This is a genomic window from Eudoraea chungangensis, assembly GCF_029360665.1.
GTDB classification, from domain to species: domain Bacteria; phylum Bacteroidota; class Bacteroidia; order Flavobacteriales; family Flavobacteriaceae; genus Eudoraea; species Eudoraea chungangensis.
This window is the reverse complement of the sequence record NZ_JARDUB010000001.1, coordinates 90,161-113,180: the sequence shown is the minus strand read 5'-3', so window position 1 is coordinate 113,180 and position 23,020 is coordinate 90,161. Positions and strand designations below refer to the sequence as shown.

20 protein-coding genes are annotated in these 23,020 nt (G+C 35.9%); 2 read left to right on the top strand and 18 right to left on the bottom strand.

All coding sequences use genetic code 11. From position 1 onward, the window contains the following. Positions 1 to 220: 220 nt before the first annotated feature. The 18 genes from PXG98_RS00510 to PXG98_RS00425 form a co-directional block, all read right to left on the bottom strand. On the bottom strand, positions 221 to 1,066 hold the full coding sequence (locus PXG98_RS00510) for a hypothetical protein (protein ID WP_276388332.1): 846 nt from the start codon (positions 1,064 to 1,066) through the stop codon (positions 221 to 223). A 149-nt stretch (positions 1,067 to 1,215) separates the two neighbouring features. Next, positions 1,216 to 1,659, bottom strand: a complete 444-nt coding sequence (locus PXG98_RS00505) for a pyridoxamine 5'-phosphate oxidase family protein (protein WP_276388330.1) — start codon at positions 1,657 to 1,659, stop codon at positions 1,216 to 1,218. A gap of 22 nt (positions 1,660 to 1,681) precedes the next feature. Beyond that, the gene (locus tag PXG98_RS00500; protein ID WP_276388329.1) at positions 1,682 to 2,047 is read right to left on the bottom strand and encodes a cupin domain-containing protein; all 366 of its coding nucleotides are present in this window, start codon (positions 2,045 to 2,047) and stop codon (positions 1,682 to 1,684) included. Between the two features lie 22 nt (positions 2,048 to 2,069). Further along, on the bottom strand, positions 2,070 to 2,540 hold the full coding sequence (locus PXG98_RS00495; RefSeq protein ID WP_276388327.1) for an OsmC family protein: 471 nt from the start codon (positions 2,538 to 2,540) through the stop codon (positions 2,070 to 2,072). Positions 2,541 to 2,708: 168 nt separating this feature from the next. Further along, a complete protein-coding gene (locus PXG98_RS00490; RefSeq protein WP_276388325.1) occupies positions 2,709 to 4,223 on the bottom strand; it encodes a sulfatase family protein in 1,515 nt (504 codons plus the stop codon). A 207-nt stretch (positions 4,224 to 4,430) separates the two neighbouring features. After that, the gene (locus PXG98_RS00485) at positions 4,431 to 4,754 is read right to left on the bottom strand and encodes a carbohydrate porin (protein WP_276388324.1); all 324 of its coding nucleotides are present in this window, start codon (positions 4,752 to 4,754) and stop codon (positions 4,431 to 4,433) included. A gap of 354 nt (positions 4,755 to 5,108) precedes the next feature. After that, complete coding sequence (locus tag PXG98_RS00480; RefSeq protein WP_276388323.1) at positions 5,109 to 8,294, bottom strand: WD40/YVTN/BNR-like repeat-containing protein; 3,186 nt, start codon at positions 8,292 to 8,294, stop codon at positions 5,109 to 5,111. A gap of 158 nt (positions 8,295 to 8,452) precedes the next feature. Beyond that, the gene (locus PXG98_RS00475; RefSeq protein WP_276388321.1) at positions 8,453 to 9,736 is read right to left on the bottom strand and encodes an agmatine deiminase family protein; all 1,284 of its coding nucleotides are present in this window, start codon (positions 9,734 to 9,736) and stop codon (positions 8,453 to 8,455) included. Positions 9,737 to 9,890: 154 nt separating this feature from the next. After that, entirely contained in the window at positions 9,891 to 10,619 is a 729-nt protein-coding gene (gene bla / locus PXG98_RS00470; RefSeq protein WP_276388320.1) for a subclass B1 metallo-beta-lactamase, read from the bottom strand. A gap of 565 nt (positions 10,620 to 11,184) precedes the next feature. Continuing rightward, positions 11,185 to 12,249 (bottom strand): ribosome small subunit-dependent GTPase A, encoded by a 1,065-nt coding sequence (rsgA, locus tag PXG98_RS00465; RefSeq protein ID WP_276388318.1) that lies wholly within the window; start codon positions 12,247 to 12,249, stop codon positions 11,185 to 11,187. 255 nt (positions 12,250 to 12,504) lie between these two features. Continuing rightward, a complete protein-coding gene (locus tag PXG98_RS00460; protein ID WP_276388316.1) occupies positions 12,505 to 13,860 on the bottom strand; it encodes a metal-dependent hydrolase family protein in 1,356 nt (451 codons plus the stop codon). 918 nt (positions 13,861 to 14,778) lie between these two features. Further along, a complete protein-coding gene (locus PXG98_RS00455; protein WP_276388315.1) occupies positions 14,779 to 15,564 on the bottom strand; it encodes a DUF6090 family protein in 786 nt (261 codons plus the stop codon). A 73-nt stretch (positions 15,565 to 15,637) separates the two neighbouring features. Next, positions 15,638 to 16,678 carry a serine hydrolase domain-containing protein gene (locus PXG98_RS00450; protein ID WP_276388314.1) on the bottom strand — a complete coding sequence of 347 codons (1,041 nt, stop codon included), beginning with the start codon at positions 16,676 to 16,678 and terminating at the stop codon, positions 15,638 to 15,640. Positions 16,679 to 16,820: 142 nt separating this feature from the next. Beyond that, positions 16,821 to 17,342 carry a GNAT family N-acetyltransferase gene (locus PXG98_RS00445; protein WP_276388313.1) on the bottom strand — a complete coding sequence of 174 codons (522 nt, stop codon included), beginning with the start codon at positions 17,340 to 17,342 and terminating at the stop codon, positions 16,821 to 16,823. A 157-nt stretch (positions 17,343 to 17,499) separates the two neighbouring features. After that, on the bottom strand, positions 17,500 to 18,312 hold the full coding sequence (locus tag PXG98_RS00440) for a PhzF family phenazine biosynthesis protein (RefSeq protein WP_276388312.1): 813 nt from the start codon (positions 18,310 to 18,312) through the stop codon (positions 17,500 to 17,502). A 191-nt stretch (positions 18,313 to 18,503) separates the two neighbouring features. Further along, the gene (locus PXG98_RS00435) at positions 18,504 to 19,418 is read right to left on the bottom strand and encodes a glutaminase (protein ID WP_276388311.1); all 915 of its coding nucleotides are present in this window, start codon (positions 19,416 to 19,418) and stop codon (positions 18,504 to 18,506) included. A gap of 109 nt (positions 19,419 to 19,527) precedes the next feature. Beyond that, positions 19,528 to 20,046: a RidA family protein gene (locus PXG98_RS00430; RefSeq protein WP_276388309.1), complete on the bottom strand. Its 519-nt coding sequence runs from the start codon at positions 20,044 to 20,046 to the stop codon at positions 19,528 to 19,530. A gap of 109 nt (positions 20,047 to 20,155) precedes the next feature. Next, the gene (locus PXG98_RS00425) at positions 20,156 to 20,644 is read right to left on the bottom strand and encodes a hypothetical protein (RefSeq protein ID WP_276388307.1); all 489 of its coding nucleotides are present in this window, start codon (positions 20,642 to 20,644) and stop codon (positions 20,156 to 20,158) included. A gap of 540 nt (positions 20,645 to 21,184) precedes the next feature. Between PXG98_RS00425 and PXG98_RS00420 the strand changes: the two genes are divergently transcribed. Further along, positions 21,185 to 22,390, top strand: a complete 1,206-nt coding sequence (locus PXG98_RS00420; RefSeq protein ID WP_276388306.1) for a site-specific integrase — start codon at positions 21,185 to 21,187, stop codon at positions 22,388 to 22,390. Positions 22,391 to 22,547: 157 nt separating this feature from the next. Further along, on the top strand, positions 22,548 to 22,967 hold the full coding sequence (locus PXG98_RS00415) for an HYC_CC_PP family protein (RefSeq protein WP_276388305.1): 420 nt from the start codon (positions 22,548 to 22,550) through the stop codon (positions 22,965 to 22,967). Positions 22,968 to 23,020 lie beyond the last annotated feature (53 nt).

Genomic DNA, 23,020 nt, shown 5'->3' with positions numbered 1-23,020 from the left:
CTAAATAGTTGTTTCAGAAGTATTTGTTTACTTCCATTGTTCTTGTTCGCCTAAGGCGGGACTAAAAAAGGTCTAAGCCAAAATTTCTACTAAAATAAGTCCAGAAAGACTATTTTACTATTAGGATTCTTATTTTTTTAATTTAGTTAAAAGCCTGTTTACTTAAATGTGGTAGCTAATTTTAAAACAGCTGATATGGTAGAAAGTAGCAGCTTAGGAATTATTTGCTGTAAGCCTTAAAGAAGTCCTCCGTATCCTTGACATTCTTAATATTTAGGATATAACAAGTTTCTGAAATATCGGAAAAGTCCACACCGTTCTCTGCTACTGCCTCATTGTTATATCGATCTTCTTTGCCATTATATTTCATTCCAAGATTTACCGCCAGTTGCCAAATTTTCAACAGTTCCGGATCTGTTAGTTCTGTTTTCCAACTGTCATAGCCTGGGGTGCGAAATCCAGGGGTTCCGTTACCCACGGCATTGCCATCAGGAATTTTATGATAGTCGGTGTTTTCTTTGACAAATTTTAAGCTTTCTGGAGTCGTTACTTCTTCATTCCAGTCACTGTGTTGAACCAGATGAATACGTTCCGTGGTATTTATATCAGGAAATTCTTTTTGAATAGCCTTTACAAGTAATGCAGAGAAATCTGATTGTCCGGCTTCGGCTATCCAGATATCCCCTTCATTTTTGAGAATTATGTCTACCATCGGCTTAACTTTTTTCATGGCAGCCTCCATATTGTTGTGTGCATCTGTCCAATTTTCGCCAAATGCTAAATCGAATAAATTATTGGCTGGCACATACAAACCTTCCTGAACGCCATAGGTTCCTGCCACAGCATGATATTTTACTTCGGAAAAATCTTTGTTGGCCATCAGGGTTGCAAATGCTGCAACAGAATGAAGATCATCTACATCGGTTTTACAGTCAAAATTTGCTAAAAGAAAATCCTTTTTAGGATCAAATTTTAAAGATTTTAAATCATTGGTGTTATTAAAGTTGCTATTTGAAGTGAAATAAGAAAGAGATATTAGTAAAAGTAAGATAGTCGTTGCCTTCATATTATTTTAATTTAATATTCAATAGATTTTAATTAAGAATTGTTTTGGTGCTCCCTATTTCTGGAATAGGAATAAGCCCTAACCAAACATAAGCATTATTTGTACACTGAAGTGAGATATATTTAAACACTTATAGGCCATTTTTAGAGTTAAAAACCATAAGCCTTTTTAGCACTTTCTATTTGCTCAGTTTCTGTAGTTTCTGGAAAGAGGACATATTTTGGTGCAATTATAGGCTTTATTTGTTTTATAGTAAGACAGATGATACTTTGAAATGGAAACTTCCCTTCTGTCATTATTAATAACGGTTTTGCCATTTGCGAAAAAGTCTTCTCCGACTTATCTACGATAGTGGCTGTCCCTTTTAATTGATAGCCTTTCTGTACGAGAATATCTATAAAACTTATACATACATTTCCGTTTTCTTTTATGTTTCTCACGGTTTGGGGGGAAGCAATATTGGCTACTATAATTTGGTCTATCCCATAAAATGCAAAGATTTCTTTTGGGGAAACATTGGGTATGTTTTCCTTAGATGAGGTTGCTAACCAGCATAGCACACTTTTTTCTATTAATGCTTTAATTTCGTCCATAAATTACGTGGTTAGGCCATTTTTAAATTTTATCTAAAGAAGTCAGCGTACGATCATTTTTAATGTTTCCCGTATTGAGAGTCGCTGAAGGTTCAAAAAGCATTATATGAACCTCTTCCAAAGCATATGGTTTGTGCACTACTCCTTTTGGGATAATAACAAATTCTCCTGCACTTAAGTGGAGAGTATTGTTCTCTAATTCTATATGCAGTTCACCCTGAATTACATAAAATAATTCATCTTCTCTATCGTGCTTGTGTGATACAAATTCTCCCTTAAACTTAGCAATTTTAACCAGCTGGTTGTTTAGTTCTCCTAGGATCTTAGGACTCCAATATTCCTTGACTAGAGCTAGTTTTTCTTTGAGGTTAACTTTCTTAATTTCCATCTGTTTCTTTACAAATTACCTTTTAACACAATTCAGTTAATGGACTGTGCTCCACTTTAAAATTACAGGAATTAGCAATAAAACACATACTATTTGCTTTTTCATGTAATTCATTTGCCTGTTTTATTCTCTTGGGATCCGTAATTTTAACCTTAGGATTAAGCCTAACCGCCGTAAATTTACTGATTCCATTTTCCACCTCGGTCATAATGCCTGTAGCCCGGTCTGAATACTCTGTGACCACTATTTTGTGGATAGAGCACAGATGTAAATACCAGAGCATATGACAGCTAGACAAGGAAGAAAGAAATAGGTCTTCAGGATTGTATCTAGACGAATCGCCACGAAAGGCCGGGTCCGATGAGCCAAGTATTTTCTGATACTTGTCAACACCATGTATGGCATGGGCTCTGCTGTAGGAGGTGTAATCTTGTGTTCCACTTCCTTCATTTCCAGTCCATTCTATGTCTATTTGGTATTGATGTTCTTTCATCTATTTTTTAAGTTTAAATATATTATGGATAGATTTTCCATATGTTCAAGTTAAAGGTATAAAATCGTCCTATATTATGGCGATGAAAATGACTCATGAATTGGACTTCCCAGAAGATTAAAATATCCGCTGAGGTTTTGAGGGATACTTTAATTTAGTCAAGGGGATCTAGTTTTTAATCGTTTTCCATTTTGCATTCTTTAATTCCCACAAGGAGCCTTCTAATTGCGGATATTTTTTTCGTAGAGCATCGTATTCAGGATTTATGGCATTCTTACCCCAAATTCCCAACATTAACTTTAAATCTTCTTTTTTTTCGGGATATTGTCCTTGGTCGTCTGTATCCAGAATCCAGGCATTTAAAATATTGGTATACTTGCGCAGAGTCTCTTTAGATTCCGGATGGTTTGCCAGATTATTTAATTCATTGGGATCTTTCTTGAGGTCGTATAATTCCTCTCGAGGTCGTTCGTCTAGCATAAATCGATTTTGGTTTGCGTCTAGTTTATTGTTTTGATGTAATTCCTTCATCACACGAACAAATTCAACCCCGTCTACATCCATATAGGTAAGTTGGGTATAGGGTCTTTCTGGCATGAAATTTCGGATGTATTTATAGTCTTTTGATCTAACGGATCGAATGCGATCAATGGTAAAATCACAACGATCTCTGCTAGAAATAACATATTCTCTAGGCGCTATGGATTTATCAAAAATATCATAGCCTTCCATATGTTTTGGAATGGGAATACCGGCTAGACCCATAGCCGTAGTTCCAAGGTCGATACCACTAACAAGATTATCCTCTTTAATGCCAGCTCCAATCCTACCGGAGTTACTAAAATCGGCAATGATTAAGGGTACATGTATTCCGCCATCGTAAAGGAATTGCTTGTGTCTAGTTAAGCGCATTCCATGATCTGAAAAGAAAAAGATTACCGTATTCTGTAATAAATCATTCTTCTCTAATTCTGAAATTATTTCTCCAACTTTTAGGTCTGTTATTTGTATGGCATCTAGATGATTCGCATACTCTTCTACAATAGCAGGGTGATTTGGTAAATAAGGAGGAAGGATTATTCTAGACCTGTCTATAGGGATGTCTACCTTTTCTTTAAAGTTTGAAGAAAATATCTCTTTACCGCCGGCAAGTTGTATTTGTCCGAAGAAGGGTGTTTTATTCTTTAAGGCGGATATTTTTAAAGGTATACCTTTTTTGCCGTATAAGGGATGTGTAGAATAATCTTGTGCGTACAATTCTTGTCGATCGTAGGTAAAATTGTAATCGTCTTTCCCATTGTTAAAAGTGAAGTAACCATTTTCAATAAATATTTCTGGAATGGTTTTCACCGTGTCGGGTAAGTAGATGGCAGCTTCCTTCGTCCTTGAACTATGGTGGTTGTGCAGTCCCAAGCTTGTAGACATAGCTCCTGTTATGATGCTGGATCTACTGGCAGAACATACAGGAGCAGGCATAAAAGCATTCTGAAATAACACTCCTCTCTCTGCAAGCATATCAATATTAGGGGTAGACATTAGAGAAGAACCATAGCAGCCGAGTAGAGGAGAAGTATCTTCTAAATAAATCCAGAGGATATTAGGTTTCTCTTCTGTCTGACCGCTACTTAAATTTAGACAGCAGCTGAAAAGGATAAAGAGTAGTAGGTGTTTAAAATTTGTCATGTCTATCGGTATCTACTATGTTTTTTACAGTGTTATTAAAATTCCCATATCTGCTACGATAAGGAGATGCTTTAAGATACCTAGAATCTATGTTAATTTCCAAAATTCTATCCATTGTTTTCCATTTTATAACTTATCATCTAGATGTTTTACTCGCGTGAGAGTCTTACTATTTCAAAATTCTATAGGGCTGGATAATCGCTTTTATTAGAGGGTAATCCACCCTCTAAGACCAAGGTAAAACAGATTGGTCGCATTTGCGTTGAAGGTAGGATTTCTTATATATTGAAGACTTGGGGTAATTTCAAAGTGTCCCGTCATATTAATTCGATAAAATAGCTCCATAGAATATTGATCTTTTACCTCTGAAATATTTGGTTGGTTCCAGCTTAGACTGATACCTAAAATATCGTAATTCAGGAAACGATATCCATGCCCAATCTGTACATCTGCGGTGTAAAAAACATTCTCTCCATTCCCATCGGAAATACCAAAACGGGCAATGGAATAAAGCGTTCTCGAAAGAACCAATGGGCGCTTACGGCAATACCGCTTCCAGCATCAATCGCTATATTATTGGTGTTCGTATAGGCATCTCCATGCAAATAGGTAATAGCTAATTTTTAAAATAACGCACTCCAAAACTGAGTTTAGAAGCTACTTCAACGGCCTTGCAAAAGTATTCGTTGGAAATAGTTTCAGTGCCGTAAATGAATACCGAGTTATAGTTAAGACCAAATTCAATAGCTGTTTTTTCAGCGAAACCTTCTTTATTTTTGTTAAGGTTTGTGGCAGTCTGACCGTTCGTCTATAGCACACAGGTAATGCATACTACGAAGTAGTAAAGTTCTTTCATCCTAAAAAAGAGAATAAAACTCTTTTTGTTTACTCTATACTTTTGTTAAATTTTTGGCTTAATGCTTCAACCTCCTTATCATATGCCTGGTGAGCCATTTTGGATTCCTTTTTTAATTGATCAAGGGTTTCGTGCATTTGCCTGGTGGCAGGTCCTTCAGATTGTTCCAGAATAGTACTCAGAAAAGCCATTTTTGAGAGAATAGTCGCTGGTAAATTAATAATTTCCGCAAGGGTCCTTCCAGTTGAAACAAAGGCACCTTCGTATAGGGTAATCCGTTCGGTTAAATCTGCTGCCGCTTTTTCTGCCTTTTTAATTTTGGCCTCGTTCGCGCCACTTTTTTTATAGGTTTCTAACTTTTTAGCGATCTCATCACGTAAAACAACAGCCCGGATAACATTTTGAGAGGATTCTTCTACATGGTTGTACATATCCATCCAAAAAGTAAATTTTTCTTCCATTTCACTCTGGGAATACGTTTCTTTAGGACTGGCAAATATTTCAAAAGCTTGCTCTTCTGCCTGTCCGTCAACCGTAAGAACAACCGTAAACTTACCAGGAGCTGTTATTGGGCGAATTGCAGTAGGCGGACGCTTGGGAATGCCAGTAACCATCTCTACCCGATAGTCCCAAACAAACTTGTTTAGACCGCTATTAAAATCCCCTCCTTTACCAAAAGTCAAATGCATATCTTTCTTTCCATAGGTTCTAATTACGTGCCCATTCGCGTCTTTTATTTCTATTTTAATTTCTTTGGGTTCTTCCCATAAACGAAAGTAGAAGGCTACACCTAAAGGTTTTGGGTCACCAGCATCAATAAACTTTCTTTTCCGCTCCCCGTTTACTGGTTTAAATCCCTCTTCATAGTACGTTAGCCCGGGACGCATATTTTGTACAAAATAGTTCTTTTTGTCTCCTGGGTCTCCTCCGGGCACATAGTCTATCCACCAATTATAGCCAAAGCGTGTATGATCCGGTATTGGAAACAGATGCGCCGAGCCTTCTCTTTCATCAACTTTTTGGCGTAAAGGAGTAATATCGTCCATTATCCAAAACCCTCTTCCACTGGTTGCAATTACTAAATCCTCTTCTTTTAATTTGATATCTACTATGGGTACTGAGGGCATATTGGAACGTAATGAGGTCCAGCTAGTACCATCATCAGTGGAATAATAAACCCCTGTTTCTGTACCAACATAAAGCATACCTTTTTTTATGATGTCCTCTCTTATAGTCTTTGTACATTCGTTTTGAGGAAAGGAATCCGATAGGTTGGTCCAGGTAGTTCCATAGTCGGAGGTTTTAAAAATATAAGGTCTGTAGTCGTCATAAGTATTATAATTGGAAAACACTATATAGGCCGTTGCCTCATCAAAAGGGGAGGCCTCAATTTCATATACCTGTGAGTATTGGGGGAGGGCTGTATCTGTTATAGATACATCTTTCCAATTTTTTCCTCCGTCTTTGGTAATATATATTTTGCCATCATCAGATCCAGTCCAAAGAAGTCCTTCTTTTTTAGGAGACTCCACCATGCGATGTATAGTACTATATACTTCCTGCCCAAAATATTCACTCAGCCAGGGAGTTCCAGAAATTTTCTGACGATCTTTCAGATCATTTGTTAAATCCGGACTTATAACATCCCAACTCATCCCTTCGTCCGTAGTTTTAAAAACCACATTTCCCGCTAAATAAATGGTCTTATTGTCATGTATTGAAAGTAGCATTGGGGTATTCCAGTTAAATCGGTATTCTAAATCCGAAGCGTTTAAGCCGAACATTGGGAAAGGTGTTACGGAACGAATTTGATTTTGACCAGTATTTAAATCGTTCACCGCAAAAGGGGCACCACTACCAAAAGGAGCTCCGCTTGCGATATTATAGACGATATGTGGTTTTAGGGGATTTGGGATGGCATTTCCTGTTTCGCCATTCCCAACAATTTCGGTCTCATACCTTGAAATACCACCCCATCGGGAAGCAGAGGGCACCTTGTAGGAGAGCACATCCTGCCCGGTACCATAAACATTATAAGGAAAGTCATTGTCTACATTTACACGATAGAACTGTACGTTTTTCTGACTGTGCTGGCTGCTCCAGGTAAGACCTCCGGTTAAGGAGACTTGACAACCACCATCGTTTGAGCCAATCATTCGTTTCGGGTCTTTAGGATCTATCCATATGTCGTGAAAATCATCTTTAATACCCGGTTCTAAGATCCAATTCTTCCCTCCATCTTTAGATTGAAACATACGATTATTAGGGCACCATAAATTATCCGGATCGCTTGGATTGGCATAAATGTGACTGTAATAAAATGGGCGACCAATAATTTGAAAATAGTTAGAAACCATTTCCCAGTTTTCTCCATGGTCGTTAGAGCGATAAAGTCCGGGTTCGGTCTCTGAATCAATTAAGGCATAGACTCGGTTGCCATCGGCGGCACTCATAGTTAGACCACTACGTCCGCGACCTCCTTCAGGTAAGCCCGCGGCATAGGTAATTTCTTTCCAATTCTCTCCTCCATCGGTGGTCTTGTAAATACCAGATTCTGCTCCTCCGGTCTTAACTCCCCATACTTTACGTTCAAATTCCCAAATTACGGCAAACAACTCCTCAGGATTTGTTGGATTCATTATCAAATCTATCGCTCCCGCATTTTCACTTTTATAGAGAACTTTGTTCCATGTTTTGCCACCGTCTGCGGTTTTAAAAATACCACGCTCCGGATTAGGACCAAAAGCATGCCCTGTGGCAGCGACATAAACTGTGTTTGGATCACTGGGATGCACACGCACCTGTGCAATATGGTGCGTTTCTTCCAAACCTAAATGTTCCCAGGTATTACCGCCATCCGTAGATTTGTAGACGCCATCTCCCCAGCTAACATTATTTCGCATTTGGGGTTCCCCCATGCCTACATAGATAATGTTTGGGTCTGATGGTGCAAATTCCATTGCACCAATATTCCCCGATTTAAAATAAGCATCTCCTACAGGCATCCAGTACAATCCTGCATCCTCTGTTTTCCATAAACCATTGCTGGCTCCATGGTAAAAAGTATTTTTTTCGGTAGGATGTCCCAATACTACAGAACCTCGATTCCCAGCAATAGGGCCAATAAATCGCCATTGCAAGGCATCAAAATTCTGTGCTACTAGGGAATTAATAAATAAGGCAAGTAAGCTAATGAAGACTACTATCTTTTTCATTTATATATATTTAGTTTAACTCTTTAGCATGGATGCAGGGGAAATATATGTTAGCCTAAATCCAGCTTTTTTCTCTTCATACAATATACTATTTTTAATGTCAATAGCATCTTTTTTTGCTGTAATGGAGATGCGGTTTTAGAGTAGCTAGGCGGTTTCTATTTATCTGGGGCTAGTGGTTGTTGCATACTGATACAATGTATTCCGCCACCTCCCAAATTAACTGCAAGAGCATCGATCATAAGTACTTTCCGATGGGGAAAAACCGACTGTAAAATCTTTTCTGCTTCTTGGTCTCTTCGTTTAAAATCCTCCGACATCCCTTCTCTCCAAGTGGTTTGTCCAACAACTACTTTGTCTGTAATTATAAAATTTAGGTAACTAAGGGCCGCCATTACGGTAATACGTTTGCCATCTGGAAAAGAATTCCCGTCTTTATATTCCAAAGTTTTTATGTAGTCATATACGCTATCCCCTGCCCGCATATGGGTGAAGATAGTTCTCGAGAGCGGTAATCTCACAATGCGAAATGGTCTGCCATCCTGATCCCTTGCAGCCAATAAAATTTCATGGTTCTTCTCAAGTCTTTTATGATTTTCAAAAGCAATTGGGTCGTCAAAATCCACACTGTCTATTTGGGCCAAAAGAATAGTAGAATCATTTACAAAACGGGCAAATTCATCTACATGCCCATTGGTAGTGACTACGGTATAGGCCTTTATACCGTCTAAAGTTTCTACAGGTCCGAGAAAGGTGTGGTCATCTTCCACTAATCCTTGCTTTAACCAAATGGTTTTAGAAATACCCAAAAGACGCTTGTATTCTGATTCCATTTCTATCTTCGTCATGCCTGGATTTCTTCCCATTTCAACAGATTCTGTGGTTATCAGAGTGCCTCTTCCGTTTACTTCTCTGTTGCCGCCCTCACTGATCATAGAACTGGAAATAACGGGCATATTATAATGTTCGCCAACTCTTACATCAAACATTTCTTCCCTCTTAGTATCCACATCTAGAGTATCCGAATAGCCCCAGGAATTAAAATTAAAGTCGGCTATGGCCAGATTATTTTGATTGGTTTCTACAAATATTGGTCCCATATCTCTTGCCCAAATTTCAGACGAAGGTATTTCCAAAAAAGTTACGTTTTCTAGGTTGCCCAAATGGGTTTTAACAGTTTCCTTGGCTTTTTTTAAAAGGACTTCACTCTTGCAGCTTATAACAATGCGCTCTTCTTTAACCAAGGCGTCTATAATGGAAAGCGTCACTTGCTCCACAGACTCTCCTACTTTGTGATCTATGTCGGGCCAAATTAACCAGATGGCTTCCTGAGGTTCAAATTCTGCCGCCTGTCTAATAACCGATAGAGTCTTTTCTTCCTTTGGCTCTTTACAAAAGGTAAAAACTAAGGCGATGGTTAAAACAAGCAGTATTTTCTTCATATAAAGTTATTTAAATTTTGAACAGCTAATCCATGGGGATTGGGGTAAATCCATTAAAAGCTAAATTAAAAAATGAACGTAGAATTAACGGCCTTGGAAAAGATTTAATTTGGAAAACCTTCTGCATTTCTTTTGTAGAGGTTTCTTTAAGATTCTAGTTAACACTAAAAAGCTCTTCCGTGTAATCTAACAATTCTTGCCCTCCGTGTTTACCATGCCCTGGGATCACAATTTCTATTTCGGGAAGTTCCTTTTTTATACTGTTAATAGTAGTTGGCCAATCTTTCGGATTAGCATCTAATAAGTTTCCCTTTCCAGCACCTAGACTCTTTACTAAACACCCCCCAAACAATGCTTTTTCGGTAGGAATATAGCCAACAACATTATCTCTTGTGTGGCCTTCTCCAAAGTGCTTTACAAGCACTAATTCTTCTCCGATTTTAATTTCAATTTCCCAGTCAAATGCATTTTTTGGAAGAACCCGATGGTTTTGTTTGGCTAGGTCTACAGTTAATTGGTTGGCATAGGAAGGTATATTAGCAGAATGAAATTCCTTTAGCCCTCCTAAACAGTCTATATGAAAATGCGTTACCACAACCGCCTTAATTTTATTCTTGCCGGACCATTGGATTAATTCTGCCGCTGCCTCATCATCGACAGGCGTATCAAACACTATTATTTCGTTATTATTAATATATATAAATCCGTTGCTGGGAACAATACCATAGTCTTGAGTTTCGAGAAAAGAAACGTGTTTAAAAAGCTCATCGCTGATCTTTTCGATTCTTAAATTCTCTGAAGAGTAAGATTCTAAAGGGGTATTGTTAGAATCACAACAGTTTAAAAAAAGAAGAACCGCAAAAACAAATGCAAAGTGTTTCATAATGTGCCGTGGGTTTGTTGTCTTCCCGAAGGAAGGTACACTATGCTACTGCTCGTAGCCATATTTTTTATGTAAAGTTTTATGTCTGCCTTTATTTCTGTTACAAACTTAGTAAATCAATTTCTTGTTAAATATCTAAAATTAGTTGAATTAAAAGGTTCTCTTGTTTTTTCCGCCACAAGTGATTCCGTCCATTTGTTATTAACCAATTAAACAATGATCAGTGCATTGTTTTTATAAATACCTCATCTTCTGCGAAAATAAAATTCCTATACGTCTGAAATAAAGACGCCAGCTGCCGGTCTAAATTCAGTTTTAAGAATTTCTGGAGAAAAAATTCAGGGATTACTCCCGGCGGTTTCTGACCAAAATATATTTCTTCCTCTTCCTTGATTGACACATTAATTTTTGCTTTATCTTATTTGTTGTTGCGACTATTGACAAGGCATGCAAATACAATTAAGAATAAAGGATAGGGTTTATTCATTGTTCTATAAGTGTTGGTATATTAACTTAGATAGATAGTTGCGAACGATAGGGAATCTTTAATTAGATATTGCTGTGCTTAGTACTTATTATTTCTTCTTTGTTTTTGAATTCCCTTTATCATTTTTCCTAAGTCTTTATCTTTTTTTCTTCTCTCTTGGGCATTTGATTCAAAATAATTCTTTTCTTTTTCCATTTTGATGAAGTTTGCATAAGAGTCAGAATTCAATTCTTCCTTTTCAATTGCATTTAATATGGCGCAACCTTTTTCAATGGTATGCGTGCAATCACTGAATTTACAATCTTGAGCAAGATTAAATATATCATCAAATGTCATTTCAAGACCATCAGAAACATCAGTAATACCAACTTCTCTCATTCCAGGATTGTCTATTAATATACCATTCTCTAATACAATCAATTCTCTATGACTGGTAACGTGCTTTCCTCTGTCAATACTCTCACTTATCTTTCCTGTATTCATTAGATCAATACCTGTTAGCGTATTAATGAGGGTTGATTTACCAACACCTGAAGATCCTAGAAGGCAATATGTTTGGCCTTTAATCAATTTTGATTTAATTTCTTCAATTCCCAAATGTGTTTGGTTGCTCATCGGAATTACCGGAACATTTTTTATTCTATTGTTTACTTGAACTAGGATGCTGTTTAATTCTTTAGGGTTTATCAAATCTACTTTGCTTAAAATAATAATTGGATCAATTCTAGAAGCGTTACAAATGGCCAAATAACGTTCTAATCGGTTAATATTATAATCCCTATTTACGGATTGAACTATTAGTCCAAAATCAATATTTGTTGCAATAATCTGCGTCTGTCCTAATTTGCCGACAGCCTTTCTCTCTAAAACTGACTTTCTGCGGAGTACAGCATGAATCAGCGCTTTGTCTTCATCATATTCAGAAATTGCTACCCAATCGCCAACAGAAGGTAATTCGTTTTTATTGGTCGCTGTAAACCTTAAGTTTCCAATAAGTTCACTATTAAATTCATTCGATACCGTTTTAACCGTATAACGGTCTTTGTGTTCCAGAATGACTCTTCCAATTCCAAAAGAGTCGAGTTTTTGCTCTTTTCGATAGTTTTCTAACTCTCTATTATATCCTAAATCTTCAAGTGTCATTTTAGTGCTCCTTTTAAGTTCAGCGGTAATGGTTATCTATCGTTGCCTACATTAACAATTAACTTTACAAGAATTCACCAAACTAAAAGCCGTGAAGGTTTTCAGAATTTACCGAGAACTGGCCAATCCTTAAAACCCTTATTGTATTCATAAGTTTCATCTCAAATTTTCTTTAGCTTTTCCCGCCTTGGCTTTAACAAGATTTGGTATTGGTGTAATCGAAGCAAGGGAATACTAGTTAATCATGTAGCCAATTTATTTTAAGGTATTCTTATAGATTATTCCGTCTTTCATGATAATTTCAAAATTCCTTTTGGGGTCCGCAATCAGATTTAAGTCTTTTAGTGGGTTGCCATCGACTATGATTAAATCGGCATAAGCACCTTCTTTTATGACACCCAAAACACCCTTAGTGTAAGGGTTTCGAGGTCCTGAAAGTTTTAGAAGTTCGGCGTTATTTGAGGTAACTTCTTTGAGGGCTTCATATGGACTATATCCAAATGCAGACTCAAGAAGCGTCACATACGTATTTTGTTGCTCTACCTCATTTGGGGTTAAGATAAAATCGCTGCCAAAGGCGACTTTTACACCATGTTTTCTAGCCAGCTTATAGGCGGTGGCCGTTCCTTGAACCATTTCTAATTGCTTGGCTCTGGTTACAGGGTTCTTAGAGAGTTTGGGCGAATCTTCAGAAGAAACATAAAAGGGCTGTAAAGAAAGCCAAATATCCTTTTCAGCCATATTCTTTATAGTCTCTTCGTCTAGCAATTGTCCATGTTCTATTACCTTCACCCCAGCGTCGATACATCTTTGCACGGCTTTTGGGGTATAGACATGTGCAGAGACATAGGTGTTCCAGTCTGCTGCCGCATCAACAGCGGCTTTTATTTCCTCAAAAGTGAATTGGGTTACATCCAGCGGATCATATTGAGAAGTGGTGCCTCCACCGGCACTAATTTTAATTTGTGTAGCTCCCCTTTTTAATTGCTCGCGTACAGTAAACAAGACCTCAGGTACGCCGTCGGCAACTGCCAAGTGACCAGATTTTTCAGTAACGAAATCGTGTTTACACATACCAACTGCCCGCTCATTGGCCGGACGAAAATCGGCATGTCCTGAAGTTTGTGAAATCATTGCTCCAGATGGGTAAATTCTTGGCCCGCTATAGAGCTTTTGGTCAATGGCCTGTTTTACCGAAAAAGAATTACCGCCCAAATCGCGCACGGTAGTAAAGCCTCTCATAAGGGTAGCTTCGGCCTGTCTAGTAGCCAGCATGCCAACGTAGAAATCATCTCTGCCCAATATATCTGCCATGGAGGACCCTGAAAACATCACATGCCAGTGATTGTCAATCAGTCCCGGTATGAGTGTCTTTGCTGTTCCATCTATAACCAGGGTATTTTTGGGCGCTTCGATTCCTTTAGAAACGTTTACAATTAGATTTCCCTGAATAAGGACATCTACATCCTCCATTAGTTTTTCATTCACGCCATCAAAAACATCCACCTTAGTAATAAGGATGTTGGAAATTGTGTCTTCTTGCGCATAGGTATTAAGCCCAAACGACATAAAAAGTGCAGAGAGAATTAAAAGGCAGAATTTATTTTTCATAGGATTCCATTGATTAAAATATTTATATTCTCGAAAATCGAGGGTTATGCCAACTTTCTTTTTTAAAATTCACAATGGGTATGAGATGTTATGAGTTGCTTGAAATTCTAAATATTGTCTGCTTCTTAAGACCATCTTTTGGTCTCTCGAATTTTGAAAATTTGAAATCTAATCTTATCCCAAGTAGAAGTTGTTTAGATTAATAAAAATAACTAAAAATTTCAATTCAGGTCTATTAAATTAGGATTCCTATGGCTTCAATTTTAGTAATACTGCAAACGGCCGCGAATTTTGGCTTGAATAGCATCAAAAAGACCTATAGGATAGCATGTGATACCGTATTTTTCCATAATTCCTTTTTATAGCTCTCTTCAAAAAGGCGGGGTTCTTTCCAAATATTACGTACGTAATAGTGTTATGAACTCCATATTTTTGTCTGGATAGGAATTAAGTCGTTTTTCAAATTCTGTATTATTCATTCCCATTACAAATTGTTCAGGAAATTAACCAATAAGATATATGGGATATGATTAAGCATCTAAGGTTCCTGAGACTATCTGACATTCAATATTGACGGTAGTATGGGGGACCTGGTTCTGCCATGGCTATTAACGCATTCTGATGCATCCTGTCTGTAAGGCGAGTTATTTCCGTTTTCCAATCAATTGTCCGAAAAACTCCCTAAGTTGTTTGCTTTTTATTTTATGGAAAGTACGCCGCCAGAAGAGTAATTTGGTCTAATCCAATTGATTAATTTGTTTTTCACGGAGTGTGCCTTTACTTGGTTTATAAGAATCTTTCTCACTCCCAGTTAAAATAGTTTAACCGTCCTATTTTACAAGGGCTTCTTTATATTAAGGTTTAGCTTCTTTCATCGAAATTATGTCGGCCTTGAAGTAAAAGCAATGTGGCTTTTCTTTATCTCTCGGTTGATTTAATGGCCTCTCTTAAATCCAGCGCTTGTAGTTTAAGTTTTAAGGTGTTATTATATTGGGCCACGTCCATTATATACCTGTGTTCTAATTCAGCGCCAAACTGATGATCATTTTTCGCCATTTCAATTAATTTCTCCATAGTGCCTTCTTTAGAATGGGTTCCTAATCCAAGCCTATTTTTTGATTTATAAATATCAACGTTCGACGGTTTATTGTTTATACTTTCTCTGTCTTTCGTCTCAGCAATGTTAAAATAATAGTTTTGTATTTTTTTGGCAAGGAGTCGATCTTTGATTAGATGAAATTCTCCAGAATTTATTAGCTCATTGTAGGTAGGACCATTACCATCTAGAGTTCTCAAAAGGGACAATTTACTATTGGGATTTTCATAATTTTCTAGAGTGGATTCAAAAGTTGGCTCTTTAAAAGCTTCAAAATTGCTTAGGCTAGTTGAACCCTCTGAAATTCCAAAACTGCCCAAGCGATTTGAACCTTCTAAAATCGACTTAACAACAATAATTCGGTCTTTAGCCACCTGAAGAATTTCATCCATTTCTGTAATGTCAGACTCAATATCTTTAGTAAGATTTATTATTCTACTATCAATTCTTGCCTGTGCCGCTTTGTTTCCATTCCAGTTATTAATTTGAAGTGCTATCAAAATGCCAATAACCACAAGTACAATTTCTCCGACGGCATAAATAAGATACTTGCTAAACTTATTTTCAGAGAGTAAGCTCTGGCGAATTTTTCGAAAGAATTTTATCATTGGTTAACGGTTTGTCGTGATGAAAAATGACCTTCTTAGTATATAAACACAAACTTTTGGGTTTAGATGGATTTTAATTGGTCAATAGAATATTTGATATTTTTCTTGTTAGTGAATAGACATAATCTTCTGGCTTATTACAAAGTACAATTATTGTAATTCCTTTCTTAGGGTAAATCCACATATCTGATGCAAAGGTTGCACTTCCGCCATTATGCATTACTAATTTATCTTCTGACTCATTATTTTCAATAACCCAGCCATATCCATAATACGAATTTCCATCCTTGTATTCCAAAATATGAGGATATAGATATTTAGATGTTGATTTTTCATCGAGCACCAAATTATTATTTATGGCTTTACTCCACAATAACAAGTCATTTGCTCTTGATAAAACACCTCCATTTCCTTTGAGATTTAAATATGGCCCTTGTTCGTTCCAATTCTCTTCATTTGGCTTTATTGATTCAGTGCCATTTAAATAACCCATGGCAATTTCATTCGTATTCCAATTTGGAATTACATAGCCGGTATGGTTCATTTGGGACGGCTTAAAAATTTCTAAATTTAGATAGCTCTCAAAGCCCATTCCACTCGCTTTTTCAATTATCAAACTAAGTAAGCTATACCCTGCATTAGAATAATGGTATTCTGTTCCAATGGGACTTATTAGTTCTGTACTAAAAACTTTGTTTAGAAACTCTTCTTCTGTAATCGTATCATAATCATTTCCCACAATGTCTATTAATCCAGAAGAATGTGTGAGTAATTGATGAATGGTTATGTTTTTTTTGTCCTCAGGAACGGTAATAAAGTATTGTGATAAGCTGTCATTAAGAGAAATTTTATTTTGCATTGATAATTTCATTATTCCGGCAGCAGTAAACTGTTTAGTGAGGGAACAAATATCAAAGACGGTATTTAAGTCGTTTCGTCCATATGCTTTGTTAAATAAGATACTGTCATTTCTAGCGATTAGTATTACCCCTGAAAAGCCTTTCTTGGTTAGTTTTTTATCTAGAGAAGTTAAATCAGTTTTTATAGTGTCAGCGGATTGTTGTTTGAAAAACAATAGTAAAATGACTGTGGTCATTAGATAGATGATTCTCATAGTATTCTATTTTTTTGTACAGGTGTTGGCTTTAATTTCGCAGCGATAAACCGATAGAATTTTTCAGATTAGAAGTCAAGCTGTTTAAAGTTATAATTTTTTATAATAGGGTGGAGGTAAAGCTCCATTATCAGCATTGATTTTATATTTTTCTTTTCATTGCAAAGAATTTAAAATGTTCTTTTCCAATTTCAAAATCGTGATTTCCTATTATTTCAAATCCGTTTTTTTTATAAAAATTTATTGCTCTCTCGTTGCTGTTAAGTACCGAAAGCCATAGAATATTATACTCTAATTCCTTTGCTTTTTTTAAGAGAATATTTTGCAATTCAAGTCCTATTTTCATGGATAAAAAGTCTTTTAAAACATAGATTTTCTGCAGTTGGCAAATACTCTTTGATTCGATAAATTCGGATTTAGAATTTAATTTTAATTTAGCATATCCTACAGGTAGTCGGTTTACAAATGCTATCCAGAAGACATTGTTTGGTTTCTTAATTCCATTTTCAATTTTAGCTACTGAAAATGTTGAACGGGAATAGTAGAGTAAATCTTGTTTATCCCTAAATAGATGTCCAAAAGTTTCCCTAAAAGTAATTCTCCCAAGAAGAGCAATAAATGGAGCATCTTCTTTTTTCGCTAGTCTTATTTCTATATTGTTCATTGGTGTAGAGCGTTCCATTAAGCAATGGCTAACGGTATTGTTTGTGATTCGTCTGATTTCTACGCATATACCTTTCCATTTTGCATTAATCTCTGTTATATATTACTGCTGTCAGTTTAATGCTTAAAGCCTCATACTATTTCTGTGTTATTACTACTTAAATTCTCAGCATTCCTTGCAAAACAATCTGAGCTTTACTTTTTATCGTCATATCCTTTTTATTCAATAATTCAACTTCCATAAATCCAGTTCTTTCGGAACATTGAAAAGAATTCATCTTTGATTTATTTAATTTCTTACCCCAATATTTTGCCAAAAAGGTATGTGTTCCTCCTGTTACAGGGTCTTCATTGGTTCCACTCCATGGCCAAAAATATCTTGACTCAAAGTCAAAATCTACCTTTGTTGAAAGTGCAGTTACCAGAACTCCATTAATACCTTTATGTGACTTTTTTAATTTGTCAAAATCAGGTGTAAGTTTTTTCAACAATTCAGCACTTTGGATTTCGAGTAACAATATTTTGGTTTCAGCATTGTAAACGCTATTATTTGTTTCCTCAATTCCAAGAGCCTTAAGCAAAGCAAAAGGGACTTCTTTAGGGATAGTCTCATATATTGGAAATCTCATTTTTATGAATTCCTTATTACACAAAATTGGTAATCTCAAGTTCTGTTTGGTTACAAAACTGATTGAATTATGTCCGCTTTTTTCAAAAAGAACTTTTGATGAAGCAAGAGTAGCGTGTCCGCATAATGGGATTTCCATTATTGGCGAAAAAAATCTTATCGGATAGTCATTATTTTCATTTATTTCTCTAATAAACGCCGTTTCCGATAGTCCCATTTCTTTTGCAATTAAGAGCATTTCTGCATCGGACAGTTCATTATTTAATAAACAAACACCTGCTGGATTTCCTTTAAATGGTTGGTCAGTAAATGAATCAACAATATATGTTTCTATTTCTATCATTCTTTTTTGTCTGTTTCTAATTGGTGTTAACCTTATTACCCTTAGTTACGGATTAATAAACATAAACTTTCGACTTAATAGCCTCCAGCAATCCCTAGTACCCGTCATACCATAGAAAGGGGGGCTGATGTAGATATCCCAAAAGCTATCAGCAGGCTGTAATTACCGTTAAACATTGTTGTATGAATTATTTAAAATATTGATAATTCGGATCTAGTCGTGAATTCTTCTAAAAATTTCATCCCTCTATACGAATTTCCTTTCTTATTTAATTTCGGACTCCAAACGGCAATTGCATATTTGTCTGGATGGATAGCAATTATTCCTCCACCAACTCCGCTCTTTCCAGGAAGGCCAACTTTAAAAGTAAACTCTCCAGATTCGTCATAAAAACCACAGGTTTGCATGAGTGCGTTTATTCTTTTTGATTGACTTTCACTGAGGATAGATTTATTGCTATGAATTTCGTTGCCATTATTGGCTAAGAATAAGAATAATTCTGATAATTCTTTACAGTTCATCTCAAGAGAACATAGATCATAATAGAAATCAAGTACATCAGTGGGTTCGTTTTCAATTCGATCAAATGATTTAATGAAATTGCATAGTGCCACATTTCTATATCCCACTTTTTTTTCTGATTGAGCTATGCGATTTGAATACGATATTCCGCTATTGTAGGATAAACTTTGTACAAAATCTAAGAAATCATTTTTCGGGTTTTCTAAATGTGTTAGAAGGATATCTGATATTACAATGGCTCCGGCATTTAAGAACGGATTCCTTGGTATGCCCTTGTCTGCTTCTAGTTGAACAAGAGAATTAAAAGCTGTTCCAGAAGGCTCTACTCCAACCCTTTCCCATAATTTATCACCAAGGATGCGGTACGCTAGGCTTAAAGAAAGTACTTTTGCCATACTCTGAATTGAGAATTTGTCTTTGTAATTTCCAACACCGAAATTCATCTGACTAATTGTTGAAATATGTACTCCAAACTTATTTGGATCGGCCTTACTCAATTCAGGAATGTAAGTTGCTATTTTTCCTTTATTGTCAACGCCTTTAATTTTTTGGTAAACTTCTTGGATTATTCTTTCAATATTCATTAGTTTCAAATTGCACGCAACGGTCTGAACTATTAGTAGTTGTTAAATGATAAAGAAAAACAAAAAAAGAATTGCATCACTGAATTTTGTTCGAATTTCGTAAGTACTTTTATTGAGATTTGTGTACTTCAAGTTCTATTTCAACCATAAATTCAGGTAATGCCAATCCTTTTACTTCAAGCCAAGAACCAGTTGGAAATCCATTTTTATAAATTTCAGTGCGATATGCTGATTTTTCAAGCATTTGTGCCATATCAGTTGTGAAAATATCTTCTTTTACAACATTGTCAAATGTGCAACCAAAGTGTTTTAATATTTTTTCCAAATCAGCATAACAGTTTTTTATCTGCTGTTCTATATCGCCAACAGCAGTTGGATTTCCTTTGTGGTCCATACTTACTGCTCCAGAAATCTTAATGCTATTCCCAATTTTCACGGCGTGTGAATATCCGTATGCTTTTTCTACTTCTGGACGCAATAGAAAATATTCAGGTTTTACGGATTCAGCAACTATTTCTTTTTCCATTCCTTTAGTTTCTTCATTTTGTTTTTGTTCGCAACTTTGAAATCCAAAGGTCAACACAAAAAGTGTAGCGAGAAAAGTTAATCGGTTGTTTATTTCTTTCATAATTCTATTTGTTTACTACCTGCTTTGGTTGGTTTACGGCTATCCTTTTTTCATAAGTTTCGTTTTTCTTTATGAAGCACTACGTGTTTGTATCTTTAGCATTCGTGAGTTATTTCTCTATTGCTTCTGCTTCAAACGCTTCTTTAAAGGCCTTCCAATTAGAAAGATTTCCTGCTATGGGATATAATATATCATTTTTAAAAATCGCAGTTATTGCCCCTATTCCAGCGCCCATTAGACCGAAGGCTAGTCCAAAACCACCTGCGCCTTCCCCCTTCCCCCACCATTCATTTTCACCTCCTGAAGCCAACCCCAAAATAGCGCCTGTTCCAACTCCTATAGTGGCACCCACGAGGATATTATGCCCCGCAGATCGCTTGGTTTTTATGGAACCAATCTTCGAAACTTTAATCGTTAACGAATTGTCTTTGGTAACAATAACCATAGAAGAGTCTGTCAGTTGGAGGATTCTTCCTTTGGATAGTTTTGTTCCATTTAGGTCATATACTCGTACAAAAGAGGCTCCCTTATTTCTTTCTTCCTGAGCATATAAATGACTGCAAAAGATGAATGCAAGAAGAAAAATAAGCAGATTCATGTTGAGATTTATTTTAAAACTGTTTGATGGGTTTGTGATAAGAAGCTGGCCGTCTTCACAGAATCCATTGAATATAAGAAATTTCTAAGTCTTCATTAAATTTTGTTCAATTATTTGACGAGTATGTCATCCGTATTATAGGATTTATTTACAGCGGAGACTAAAATGCTTACTTGTGTTTTCTCAGAACTGGCCTCGAGGGGGCTTTACAAAAAAGCCTTCCACTATACCTTGCTTAGTTTTGTCTTTTTCTTTACTTCATAGTTGAAGCAAACTTCCCTTTTATATAAAGAAAAAGCCGCTAAGTCTTGTTAGCGGCTTTCTTTGTAGCGGGGACTGGACTCGAACCAGCGACCTTCGGGTTATGAGTTTTTGATACTTATGTGTTAAAGTAATACAAATATACTGATATACAATGATTTAATTAACATTCAATATGATTTAGCATCAAATGATATCAAACAAAATCAACAAATGTTGTACCTATGTTGTACCCAAAATGATTATCTTTATAACCTGATTTATTTTATTAATTTCAATATGGCAACAATAAGAGCAGTTATAAGAAGAAAAAAGAATAGAGCTGGACAGTTCCCTATTGCTATTCGAATTACAAAAGACCGCAAAAGTACTTTCTTAAACACGGGTCAGTATATCGATGAAAAATTTTGGGATGAAAAAAATCGTAATATCAGGAAATCCCATCCTAATGCGAAAGTTCTAAATAATTTCATCACTACTAAAGTTGCTGAAGCAAATGATAAGGTTCTGAAATCTGAAATGAAACCAGAATATCAAACAGTATCAGAAATTAGAAATAAAATTATTGAAAAGAAAGGTTTTGATTTTTTTTCGGTTGCAGATATGCATCTTCAAAATCTTAAAAATAGAAATAAACATCATCAATACGATACTGAATTTGGTCGATTAAAAAAGCTTAAAGAATTTTTAGGTAAAGAGTCACTTCCTTTTAATGAGCTCAACGTTGCAATCCTAAAAAAGTTTGAAACATACTTATTACATCATAAAAACCTATCGCCCAGAACGGTTGTAAATTATCTGATTCTTATACGAACCATTTACAATTTAGCTATTTCTGAATCTATTACTGACAGAGGTTTATATCCTTTTGGAAAAGGTAAAATGACCATAAGAATTCCAGAATCTCAAAAGATTGGTTTTACTGCTGAGGAAATCCAAAAGCTCGAAAATGCAAAAGATATAACCGAAGCACAACAGAAAGCAATTCATATTTGGCTTGTCAGTTTTTATTTTGCAGGCATTCGCGTCGGTGATGTTTTACAGTTAAAATGGTCTGATTTTAATGATGGTAGATTACTATATCGTATGAACAAAAACAGCAAGCTTGTTTCTCTTAAAATACCCGAAAAGGCGATTGAAATATTTGAAACTTACAAGAACGATTCGGACAATAATGGTCTAATATTTCCGCAGTTAAGCGGTGTGAATCTTAATGATACAGAAGAAGTATCAAAAAGAACGCAATCAATTACAAGGAATCTAAATAGAAGACTAAAGATTGCTGCCAAAAAGTTAGGTATAAAGAAAAATATAAGTATGCACATCGCAAGGCATAGTTTTGGAAATATATCTGGGGATAAAATCCCGATTCAAATGCTACAAAAATTATATCGCCATTCTTCGGTGACAACTACCATACGTTACCAAGCCAACTTCATCCATAAAGATGCCGATGATGCTTTGGATAGTGTGGTGAATTTTTAATTATAATTTTTCGATTTACTCTTTGTTTGACTACTATTATTGAATCAAAATACCCTTGCTAGAATAGCTAATCAGAGGTTAAAAAGGGGGTTCAAGCGAAATTAAAGTTCTGTTAATCCTAATAAAAATTGTTAAATTTTTGTACCTTTGCACAATAATGAAGCAGATTTTCCATAAAATATTATCCGTTTTGATGGCTTTTGTAGTATTGTTTACTACGATGTCATTCACGGTTGATATGCATTATTGTGGGGATTCTTTAGTTGACTTTTCGGTATTTACTAAAGCAGAAAGTTGTGGTATGGAAAAAGCACAACCTACTAAAAGTTGTGAAAATCCCATAATGACTGAAAAAGATTGTTGTACTGACCAACAGATTGTAAAAGAAGGTAACGACGAATTAAAAACTTCATTTGATAAACTAACTTTTGAGCAGCAAACTTTTGTTGCCACATTTTTCTACACTTACATAAATCGTTTTGAAGGTCTGGATGAAAATATCGTTCCTTTTAAGCATTATTCGCCCCCCTTTGTCGAACGGGACATTCAAACTCTTTACGAGACATATTTAATTTGATTTTTAGACAGTAAACTATTCGCCCTGCGGTATTTCCGTTTTGGGCTCGTTTC

Coding starts and splice junctions, on each gene's coding strand:
- PXG98_RS00510 (WP_276388332.1), bottom strand. CDS start 1,066: ATGAAGGCAACGACTATCTTACTTTTACTAATATCTCTTTCTTATTTC.
- PXG98_RS00505 (WP_276388330.1), bottom strand. CDS start 1,659: ATGGACGAAATTAAAGCATTAATAGAAAAAAGTGTGCTATGCTGGTTA.
- PXG98_RS00500 (WP_276388329.1), bottom strand. CDS start 2,047: ATGGAAATTAAGAAAGTTAACCTCAAAGAAAAACTAGCTCTAGTCAAG.
- PXG98_RS00495 (WP_276388327.1), bottom strand. CDS start 2,540: ATGAAAGAACATCAATACCAAATAGACATAGAATGGACTGGAAATGAA.
- PXG98_RS00490 (WP_276388325.1), bottom strand. CDS start 4,223: ATGACAAATTTTAAACACCTACTACTCTTTATCCTTTTCAGCTGCTGT.
- PXG98_RS00480 (WP_276388323.1), bottom strand. CDS start 8,294: ATGAAAAAGATAGTAGTCTTCATTAGCTTACTTGCCTTATTTATTAAT.
- PXG98_RS00475 (WP_276388321.1), bottom strand. CDS start 9,736: ATGAAGAAAATACTGCTTGTTTTAACCATCGCCTTAGTTTTTACCTTT.
- bla (WP_276388320.1), bottom strand. CDS start 10,619: ATGAAACACTTTGCATTTGTTTTTGCGGTTCTTCTTTTTTTAAACTGT.
- rsgA (WP_276388318.1), bottom strand. CDS start 12,249: ATGACACTTGAAGATTTAGGATATAATAGAGAGTTAGAAAACTATCGA.
- PXG98_RS00460 (WP_276388316.1), bottom strand. CDS start 13,860: ATGAAAAATAAATTCTGCCTTTTAATTCTCTCTGCACTTTTTATGTCG.
- PXG98_RS00455 (WP_276388315.1), bottom strand. CDS start 15,564: ATGATAAAATTCTTTCGAAAAATTCGCCAGAGCTTACTCTCTGAAAAT.
- PXG98_RS00450 (WP_276388314.1), bottom strand. CDS start 16,678: ATGAGAATCATCTATCTAATGACCACAGTCATTTTACTATTGTTTTTC.
- PXG98_RS00445 (WP_276388313.1), bottom strand. CDS start 17,342: ATGAACAATATAGAAATAAGACTAGCGAAAAAAGAAGATGCTCCATTT.
- PXG98_RS00440 (WP_276388312.1), bottom strand. CDS start 18,312: ATGATAGAAATAGAAACATATATTGTTGATTCATTTACTGACCAACCA.
- PXG98_RS00435 (WP_276388311.1), bottom strand. CDS start 19,418: ATGAATATTGAAAGAATAATCCAAGAAGTTTACCAAAAAATTAAAGGC.
- PXG98_RS00430 (WP_276388309.1), bottom strand. CDS start 20,046: ATGAAAGAAATAAACAACCGATTAACTTTTCTCGCTACACTTTTTGTG.
- PXG98_RS00425 (WP_276388307.1), bottom strand. CDS start 20,644: ATGAATCTGCTTATTTTTCTTCTTGCATTCATCTTTTGCAGTCATTTA.
- PXG98_RS00420 (WP_276388306.1), top strand. CDS start 21,185: ATGGCAACAATAAGAGCAGTTATAAGAAGAAAAAAGAATAGAGCTGGA.
- PXG98_RS00415 (WP_276388305.1), top strand. CDS start 22,548: ATGAAGCAGATTTTCCATAAAATATTATCCGTTTTGATGGCTTTTGTA.